General features: G+C 72.9%; 6 protein-coding genes and 1 pseudogene. 2 read left to right on the forward strand and 5 right to left on the reverse strand.

Features of this window, described 5'->3' with window-relative positions:
- Nucleotides 1-81 precede the first annotated feature (81 nt).
- The gene (locus BCR15_RS10895) at nucleotides 82-3423 is read left to right on the forward strand and encodes a bifunctional proline dehydrogenase/L-glutamate gamma-semialdehyde dehydrogenase (protein ID WP_068752212.1); all 3342 of its coding nucleotides are present in this window, start codon (nucleotides 82-84) and stop codon (nucleotides 3421-3423) included.
- A 61-nt stretch (nucleotides 3424-3484) separates the two neighbouring features.
- Here BCR15_RS10895 and rpsO read toward each other — a convergent pair whose 3' ends face one another.
- Nucleotides 3485-3748: a 30S ribosomal protein S15 gene (gene rpsO, locus BCR15_RS10900; protein WP_068752213.1), complete on the reverse strand. Its 264-nt coding sequence runs from the start codon at nucleotides 3746-3748 to the stop codon at nucleotides 3485-3487.
- Between the two features lie 199 nt (nucleotides 3749-3947).
- Between rpsO and BCR15_RS10905 the strand changes: the two genes are divergently transcribed.
- Nucleotides 3948-4427 (forward strand): GNAT family N-acetyltransferase, encoded by a 480-nt coding sequence (locus BCR15_RS10905; protein WP_068752214.1) that lies wholly within the window; start codon nucleotides 3948-3950, stop codon nucleotides 4425-4427.
- Here BCR15_RS10905 and BCR15_RS10910 read toward each other — a convergent pair.
- From BCR15_RS10910 to infB, 4 genes and pseudogenes are all read right to left on the reverse strand, one after another.
- The gene (locus BCR15_RS10910) at nucleotides 4414-5328 is read right to left on the reverse strand and encodes a bifunctional riboflavin kinase/FAD synthetase (protein ID WP_068752215.1); all 915 of its coding nucleotides are present in this window, start codon (nucleotides 5326-5328) and stop codon (nucleotides 4414-4416) included. The two genes, BCR15_RS10905 and BCR15_RS10910, sit on opposite strands and share 14 nt — an antisense overlap.
- Nucleotides 5325-6194: a tRNA pseudouridine(55) synthase TruB gene (gene truB, locus BCR15_RS10915; protein ID WP_068752216.1), complete on the reverse strand. Its 870-nt coding sequence runs from the start codon at nucleotides 6192-6194 to the stop codon at nucleotides 5325-5327. Before truB ends, BCR15_RS10910 begins: the two co-directional genes overlap by 4 nt.
- On the reverse strand, nucleotides 6191-6643 hold the full coding sequence (rbfA, locus tag BCR15_RS10920; RefSeq protein WP_068752217.1) for a 30S ribosome-binding factor RbfA: 453 nt from the start codon (nucleotides 6641-6643) through the stop codon (nucleotides 6191-6193). Before rbfA ends, truB begins: the two co-directional genes overlap by 4 nt.
- A gap of 3 nt (nucleotides 6644-6646) precedes the next feature.
- A pseudogene (infB, locus tag BCR15_RS10925) lies at nucleotides 6647-9037 on the reverse strand (translation initiation factor IF-2); the annotation flags it as partial.
- Nucleotides 9038-9166: the final 129 nt, after the last annotated feature.

Here is a 9166-nt window from a genome sequence, read left to right on the forward strand (position 1 = left end):
CGCGTGCGCTGGGCGGCGGGGTGGAAACAACAGTTGTTCAGTTGTCCAGTGCAGTCTAGCCGGTTGGGCCACGATGGTTGAATGCTGAGCGTCACGTCGCCCCGGATCATCGACGCGGCGGCCGCGACGGCGCGCCGCTGGGCCCAGCGCAGCACCGCCCATCCGGAGCCTTCGGCGGCCCGGTTGCTGGCCCGGGTCCTGCGCCATCCGGAGGGCCTGCCCTTCACCCTGGACTTCGTCGACCGCGTGCTGCGACCCGAGGACCCGACGGTGGCCGCCAGGGCGCTCGCCGACCTCGCGCGCCGCCCCGCCCCGTTCCTGCCGCCTGCGCTGCGGCTCGGCCTGGCGGCGGTCCGCACCTCCCCCACCCTGGCCCTGCCGGCCGTGCGCCCCGCGTTCACCGCGCTCGTCGGCGACCTCGTGATCGACGTCGGCCGCCGACTGGGCCCCGCCCTCGAGCGGCTGCAGCGCGATGGCTGTGCCCTCAACATCAACCTACTGGGCGAAGCGGTGCTCGGCGACGAGCACGCCCGCGCCCGCCTGGCCCAGACGGCGGCGCTCCTCGAGCGCCCGGACGTCGACTACGTCTCGCTCAAGGTCTCCGCAGTCCTCGGGCCGCACTCGCCCTGGGCCCACGACGCCACCGTCGCCGAGGCGGTCGCCCGGCTGAGGCCGCTCATGGAGCGCGCCCGCGACCTCGGCAAGTTCGTCAACCTCGACATGGAGGAGTACCGCGACCTGCACCTGACGCTCGACGTCTTCGACCGGCTCGCGATGGCCCCCGACCTCCTCGGGGTCCGGGCCGGGATCGCGGTGCAGACCTACCTGCGGGAGTCGCCCCTGGTGCTGCGCCGGATCGACGACCTGGCCCGCGACCGCGTCGCCGCCGGTGGGGTCCCCCTCAAGGTCCGCCTGGTCAAGGGCGCGAACATGGCCATGGAGCGGGTCCAGGCGGAGCTGCGGGGATGGCCGTCGCCGGTCCTGCCGTCGAAGGCGGCCACGGACGCCAGCTACCTGCGGGCCTTGGACTTCTGCCTCACCCCGGAGCGGGCCTCCCGCCTGAAGGTGGGGGTGGCCAGCCACAACGTCTTCACGCTCGCGGCGGCCTGGGAGCTCGCCACGGCTCGCGGCGTGACCGACCAGATGGACGTCGAGATGCTGGCGGGCATGGGCGTGCCGCTGCGCCGCGTGCTGCAGGAGGAGATCGGCCGGGTGCGGCTGTACGTGCCGGTGGTCCCGCGCCGCGACTTCGACGTCGCCATCGCCTATCTGGTCAGGCGGCTCGAGGAGAACGCCGCCAACGAGAACTTCATGTCGGGCGCCGCCGGGCTCGGCCACGACGCGCAGTTCCTGGCCAGGGAGGAGCAGCGGTTCCGCGCCGCCGCCGCCCTCGCCGACGACCCGGGCCCGCCCGGTTGGGCGGTCCAGCACCGCGCGCCGGCGCCGGTCGGGTTCGGCAACGCCAGCGACACCGACCCGGCGCTGCCGTCGAATCAGGAGTGGGCCCGGACCATCCACCGGCGCCTGCCCGCGCCGCTGCTCGGCGCCGACGCGGTGCGCCGCGCGACGCTGGCGGACCGCGCCGAACTCGACCGCGCCCTCGACGAAGGGCGCGCGGCGGGTGCTCGATGGCGGGCGACGCCACCGGCTGAGCGGGCGGCGGTCCTCCGGCGCCTCGCCGGGCAGCTGGAGGCGGCGCGCACCGACCTGGTGACGGTGGCCGCGGACGAGGTCGGCAAGCTCATCGACCAGGCCGACGTCGAGGTGTCCGAGGCGGTGGACTTCGCCCGCTACTACGCCGAACGGGCCCTCGACCGCGTCGACGGCGCGCGCCACGTCCCGCCGGCACTCACCGTCGTCGCACCCCCGTGGAACTTCCCGATCGCCATCCCCCTGGGCGGCGTCGCGGCGGCCCTCGCCGCCGGATCGGCCGTCGTGCTCAAGCCGGCTCCCCCGGCCCGACGCACCGCCGCGCTCCTGGCCGAGGCGGGTGTCCGGGCGGGCATCCCGGACGCGGTGCTGCAGTTCGTCGTCGTCGACGACGGCCCCCTCGGCCAGGCGCTCATCACCGACGACCGGGTGGATCAGGTCGTCCTCACAGGCGCCGCGGAGACGGCCGCCCTGTTCCGCTCCTGGCGCCCCGGGCTCCCCCTCCTCGCGGAGACCTCCGGCAAGAACGCGATCGTGATCACGCCGTCGGCCGACCTCGATCTGGCCGTCGCCGACCTCGTCACCTCGGCCTTCGGCCACGCGGGGCAGAAGTGCTCGGCCGCGTCGCTCGGGATCCTCGTCGGCTCCGTCGCCAGGTCGCGCCGCTTCCGCGAGCAACTCGTGGACGCCGTCACGTCGCTGCGCGTCGCCTGGCCGACGGACCCGGCGGCGCAGATGGGCCCCCTCACCGAGCCGCCGGGCGAGAAGCTGCGGCGGGGCCTGACCCGCCTCGAGCCCGGGCAGACGTGGTGGGTGGCGCCGCGCCGGGTCGACGAGCGGCTCTGGAGCCCCGGCGTGCGCTGGGGCGTGGCGCCGGGCAGCGAGTTCCACCAGGTCGAGTACTTCGGTCCCGTGCTGGGGCTGATGACCGCGTCGTCGCTCGATGAGGCGATCGACCTGCAGAACGGCACCCCGTTCGGCCTGACCGCCGGCCTGCACAGCCTCGATGCGGTGGAGATCCGGCGCTGGGTCGAGCGCGTCGAGGCCGGCAACTGCTACGTCAACCGCGGGATCACCGGCGCGATCGTCCGGCGACAGCCGTTCGGCGGCTGGAAGCGCTCATCCGTCGGACCCGGCGCCAAGGCCGGCGGGCCGCACTACGTCGCCAGCCTCGGCTCGTGGGAGCCCGACGGCTGGCCCACGGCGACGAGCGCGGAGGTCACCACCGAGTCGCTGGCTCGGCTTGTCACGGCGGGCGGCGCGGTTCCGGGACTGGATCCCGTGCTGGTGCGGGCCGCGGCAGCGTCCGACGAGCGGGCGGCCCGCACCATCGTCGGCGCGCTGCACGACCCGTCGGCGCTCGCCGCGGAGCAGAACGTCCTGCGCTACCGGCCGACGGAGGTCACGGTCCGGGTGGAGGCCCGGGACCCGTGGCCCGTGCTGCGGGAGGCGTCCGCGGCGCTGGCGGCAGGGGCCAGGGTCCGGTTCTCGTTCGAGGAGGAGCCGCATCAGGCCCTGCGCGACGCCCTCGCCGGCGCCGGGTTCGACGTCGTGGTCGAGTCGTCCGCGGGGTTCGATCGCGTGGCCCACGGCCGCGTCCGCCATCTCGGGAGCCGGGACCTCCAGGTCGCCGTCGACGGCTCGATCGACGTGACGGTGTACCCCGGTCCTCCGCTGCCCGGCGAGCGGGCACTCCTTCCCTATGTGCGGGAGCAGGCGGTCTCGGTCACCCGCCACCGCTACGGGCATCCACGGCCCTCGCCGCTCGGCTGACCCGAGAAACGACTCAGGGCACCCCGCGAGGGGTGCCCTGAGGATGAGGTGGGAGACGAGGTCAGCGACGCAGGCCGAGGCGCGCGATCAGCGACCGGTAGTGCTCGATGTCGTTCTTGGCGACGTAGTTGAGCAGGCGGCGGCGCTGGCCGACCATGAGCATCAGGCCACGGCGGCTGTGGTGGTCACCCTTGTGTTCCTTGAGGTGCTCGGTGAGGTGAGCGATCCGCTTGGTCAGCAGGGCGATCTGCACATCCGGCGACCCGGTGTCACCCGGCGTGGTCGCGTACTCGTCGATGATCTTCTTCTTCTCGTCGGCGTCCATATAGGGCTCCTTCCGGTTCGCTGCACGGCGCCCCTGTCGCGGATGCTGTCGGGGCTCTGACGGGGCCGTGGCCGATCTAACGGCAACCTGAGAACCCTAGCACCGCCCCCGGCGCGGGCCCAAAACGTGCATCGCCGCGGCCCCGAGGGGCGACGCGCTAGGGTAGGGACATCGACGGCAGTGTGAGCTAAGGAGAACCATGGGCATCATCGTCCGTCCCGCCACCGACTCGGACCTCGACGCCTTGCGCGCGAACGAGCCGCGGCCGGAGCTCGGCCTCGTCGACAAGCACTTTGCGGCCCAGCAGGCCGGAACGCTCCTCTACGTGGTCGCCGTCGAGGACGACACGCCCATCGGCACCGCCGTGCTTGACCTGGATGCGGACTCGATGACGCCGGAGCTGCGCAACATGTTCGTGTACCCGGCCGCCCGCCGCAAGGGAGCCGGCCGCGCCCTCTCCCGCTACCTCGAGGACGAGGCACGCAAGCGGGGCTTCGCCGCGGTCTACCTCGCGGTGGACCCGAACAACGAGAAGGCCGTGCCGCTGTACGTGTCGCTGGAGTACCACCCCACGGGCGAGCACCTGTTCGTCGACGAGCCGGAGGTCGAGCAGGTCGACGACGAGACGCAGGCCAGCGAGCACTACGCGATCTACAAGAAGTCGCTCACCGTCCGCTGAGGCCGAGTTCGATCTTCGCCCCCGCGACGTCGGCGTGCATCTGCGTGATGAGCGCGTCGATGCCGTCGAACCGGACCTGTCCGCGCAGCCGCGCCACGAAGTCGACGGCGACCTCGACCCCGTAGAGCTCGAGATCCGTGCGGTCGAGGACGTAGCTCTCCACGCGGCGCTCATGGCCGTCGAAGGTCGGGTTGGTGCCCACGGAGATGGCGGCGGGCAGCGGGGCGGCGCCCGGCTCGTCGAGCCGCGTGAGCCAGCCGGCGTACACGCCGTCCGCGGGGACCGCCATGTCCGGCGGCACCGTGAGATTCGCCGTCGGGAACCCGAGGTCGCGCCCGCGCTGGTCTCCGACGACCACGACGCCACGGAAGCGGAACGGCCGCATGAGGTGCTTGGCCGCCTCGGCGACGTCACCGTCGGCGAGCAGGTCGCGCACGCAGGTGGAGCACGACACCGTGTGATCGATCGTCTCCAGCGGCAGCGGTACCACCTCGAAGCGACCCTCACCCAGCGCCGCGAGCGTGTCGACGTCGCCGGACGCCCGGCGACCGAACCGGAAGTTGGCGCCCACGACCACCCGCACCGGGTGCAGTGGCAGCAGGAACCGCTCGACGAATTCCTCGGGCGACAGCCGGGCGACGTCGTCGTTGAACCGGATGACGCGGACCTCGTGGGCCCCGGCCTCCTTGAGCAGCTCGATCCGCGTCCTCAGGTCCGTCAGGAGCTTCGGCGCCGACGCCGGGCGCAGGACGGTCACCGGGTGGGGCCAGAAGGTCAGCACGATGAGCGGATGGTCGACGTCGCGCGTGGCCTCCTGCAGGACGCGCCGGTGTCCACGGTGGACCCCGTCGAAGTTGCCGATGACGACGACCGAACTAGTCACGGCACCCAAATCTGTCATGGCCCGACCAGCACCGCAACCGGCGCCGATCCCCCCGCCGCCGGCGCGTAGAGCGCGAGCAGCTCGCCGTCGGGCGACAGGACACCCGTGGGGGCACCCGGGACCTCGCGGGCGAGCGGACGCCCGTAGCCGACGTCGCGGGCCTCCTCCTGCGTCAGCTCGACGACGGGGAAGCTGAGCCTGGCGGCGTCGGCCATCGCCATGAGTGGCGGTGCCTCGTCGCCGAGGACGACGGCGTCGGCGATGCCGTAGCCGCCGATACGGGTGCGGCGCAGCGCGGTCAGGTGGCCCCCGACCCCCAGCGCCGCTCCGAGGTCCCGGGCGAGCGCCCGCACGTAGGTGCCGGAGGAGCATTCGACCTCCAGGTCGACGTCCAGGCAGCGGCCGGCGGGGCGGAGATCCGTAATCTCCAGCCGCGACACCGTGACGGGGCGGGCCGCGAGCGCGACCTCCTCCCCCGCCCGGACGCGCGCGTAGGCGCGCCTGCCGTCGACCTTGATGGCCGAGACGGCGCTGGGCACCTGCAGGATGTCCCCGCGCAAAGGGGCCGCCGCGGCCTCGAGGTCGTCGCGCTCAAGCCGCGACGCGTCAGCCACCGCGACGACGTCGCCGTCCGCGTCATCCGTCGACGACGACTCCCCCAGCCGCACGGTGGCGGTGTACGCCTTGTCGTGCAGCGCGAGGTGGCCGAGGAGCCGCGTTGCGCGGTTCACGCCGAGGATCAGCACCCCGGTGGCCATCGGGTCCAGGGTGCCGGCGTGGCCGATCTTCCTGGTGCCCAGGAGCCGCCGGAGACGGCCGACCACCTGGTGGGAGGTGACCCCCGACGGCTTGTCGACGATCACCACCCCCGAGGCGGAGGTCACCGGTCGTCGACCTGGTCGGCCTCGTCGTCGTCCTCCCGCGGCTTGCGGTACGGGTCCGGCTCCCCGGCGTACTCCTTGCCGAGCGCCGCCGCGGCTGCGGCGGCGTCGGTGGCCTGCACCTGGGCGAGGAGGTCCTCGATGTGCCGCGCCACTTCGGGCGTGGCGTCGAGGACGAAGGTCAGCGTCGGGGTGAACTTCATCCCGAGCTGCTGCCCCACCGTCGAGCGGAGCATCCCCGTTGCCGACTCGAGGGCCGCGGCCGTGCCGGCGCGCGCCTCGTCGTCCCCGAGCACCGTGTAGAAGGCGGTGGCCTCCCGGTTGTCACCGGTCAGCCGCACCTCCGTGATGGTGACGAACCCGAGGCGGGGGTCCTTGACCCGCCGCTCGATGGTCGAGGCCAGGATGACCTTGATCTGGTCCGCCAGCTTGGCGTTTCTCGGTCCGGGCATGGGTCAGCTCCGCTCCTTCTCCACCATCTCGAACGTCTCGACGACGTCACCGATCCGGATGTCGTTGTAGTTGGCCAGGGTCATGCCGCACTCGAAGCCCTCGCGGACCTCCGTGGCGTCGTCCTTCTCACGACGCAGCGACGCGATGGACGTCGTGGCGATGACCACGCCGTCGCGCAGAAGCCGCGCGCTGGCGTTGCGGCGGATCGAGCCGCTGGTGACCATACATCCGGCGATGTTGCCGAACTTCGAGGAGCGGAAGATCTCGCGGATCTCGGCCTGGCCCCGGACCTCTTCGGCGAAGATCGGCTTGAGCATGCCCTTGAGCGCCGCCTCGATCTCGTCGATGGCCTGGTAGATGACCGAGTAGAAGCGGATGTCCACGTTCTCCCGGTCCGCCATCTGGGTGGCGTGCGGCGTGGGCCGCACGTTGAACCCGATGATGACGGCCTTGGACGCCGCGGCCAGCGACACGTTGGTCTCGGTGATGGCACCGACACCGCGGTCGATGACGCGCAGCGACACCTCGTCGCCGACCTCGATCTTGCTGAGGGCGTCCTCCAGAGCCTCGACCGAACCCGCGCCGTCGCCCTTGAGGATGAGCAGGAGCTCCTGCGTCTCGCCCTTCTCCAGCTGCTCGAACAGCTGGTCGAGGGTCTTGCGGCGGCTGGTCTTGGCCTGCTGGGCGGCACGCATACGCGCCTCCCGCTTGTCGGCGATCTGCCGGGCCATCCGGTCGTCCTCGACGACCAGGACGTTGTCGCCCGCGCCGGGAACCGACGTCAGGCCGAGCACCTGGACCGGCATCGAGGGCAGCGCCTCGTCGACGGTCTCGCCCTGGTCGTTGATCAGCGCGCGGACACGGCCGTGCGCGGAGCCCGCCACGATCGAGTCGCCGATGCGCAGCGTGCCGCGGTGGACGAGCACGGTCGCGACCGGGCCGCGACCCTTGTCGAGGTGCGCCTCGATGGCCACACCCTGGGCGGGCATGTCCGGGTTGGCGCGCAGGTCGAGGGCGGCGTCCGCCGTGAGCACGATGGCCTCGAGCAGCTCGTCCAGGCCCTGCCGGGTGATGGCGGACACGTCGACGAACTGCGTGTCGCCGCCGTACTCCTCCGGCACCAGGCCGAACTCGGACAGCTGCCCGCGGACCCGGGTGGGATCCGCCGCGTCCTTGTCGATCTTGTTGACCGCGACGACGACGGGAACGTCGGCCGCCTTGGCGTGGTTGAGCGCCTCGATCGTCTGGGGCATGACACCGTCATCGGCAGCCACCACGAGCACGGCGATGTCCGTGGACTTCGCGCCGCGGGCTCGCATGGCCGTGAAGGCCTCGTGACCGGGGGTGTCGATGAAGGTGATCGACCGGTCCTGGCCGTCCACCTCGGTGGCGACCTGGTAGGCGCCGATGGCCTGCGTGATGCCGCCGGCCTCCTTCGCCACGAGGTTGGTGTGCCGCAGGGCGTCGAGCAGCTTCGTCTTGCCGTGGTCGACGTGACCCATGACGGTCACGACCGGGGGCCGCGCCTCCAGGTCGTCCTCGTCGCCGATGTCCTCGCCGAACTCCAGGTCGAAGCTCTCGAGCAGCTCGCGATCCTCGTCCTCCGGGGAGACGACCTCGATGTTGTAGTCGAGTTCCGCTCCGAGCACCTCGAGGGTCTCGTCGGCGACGGACTGCGTGGCCGTGACCATCTCACCGAGATGGAACAGCACCTGCACCAGCGACGCGGGCTCCACGCCGATCTTCTCGGCGAGGTCGGTCAGGGACGCGCCGCGACGGAGCCGGACGGTCTGGCCGTCGCCCTTGCGGACGCGCACGCCGCCGATCGCCGGCGCCTCCATCTGGTCGAACTCTTGCCTGCGCTGCTTCTTGGACTTGCGACCACGCTTACCGGCCGCGCCGCCGCGCCCGAAGGCGCCCTGCGTGCCACCGGAGCGACCGCGACCGCCACCGCGACCTCCGCCGCCGGCCGGCGCCATGCCGCCGCCGAATCCGGGACCACCGGCGCCGCCGGCGCCGCCCGGACCGCCGGGACGACCGCCGCCGGGACGACCACGGCCGGGACCGCCCGGGCCGCCGGGACGGCCACCGCGGGCGGGGGTACCGATCTGCGGGTTCGCCGTCTTGGGCATCATCGCGGGGTTGGGGCGAGGCATGCCGGGCACGCCGCCGGAGCCTCCGGGACGCGGGAGGCGGTCGCCACCGGCGCCGGGCGCTCCAGGACGGGCGCCGGGCGCACCCGGACGCGCACCGTCGGGCCGACGGCGCTGCTGGGTGCCCATGCCCTGCGAGGGCGCGAAGGGGTTGTTACCGGGGCGGGGCGCTCCGGGCTTGCGGGGCGCACCGCCGGGAGCGGGTGCGGCCGGACGCGGGCCTGGCGTGCCGGGACGCGGCGCTCATCATCCCGGCGATCATGGTCAACCCGTTCGGCGTGTTCCTGGCACGGCAGTTCATCGCGTCGGTGCCCGTCGAACTGGAGGAGGCCGCGATGATCGACGGCGCCTCCCGCTGGCGGATCTACT

This window comes from Tessaracoccus lapidicaptus (assembly GCF_001693815.1).
Taxonomy (GTDB): domain Bacteria; phylum Actinomycetota; class Actinomycetes; order Propionibacteriales; family Propionibacteriaceae; genus Arachnia; species Arachnia lapidicapta.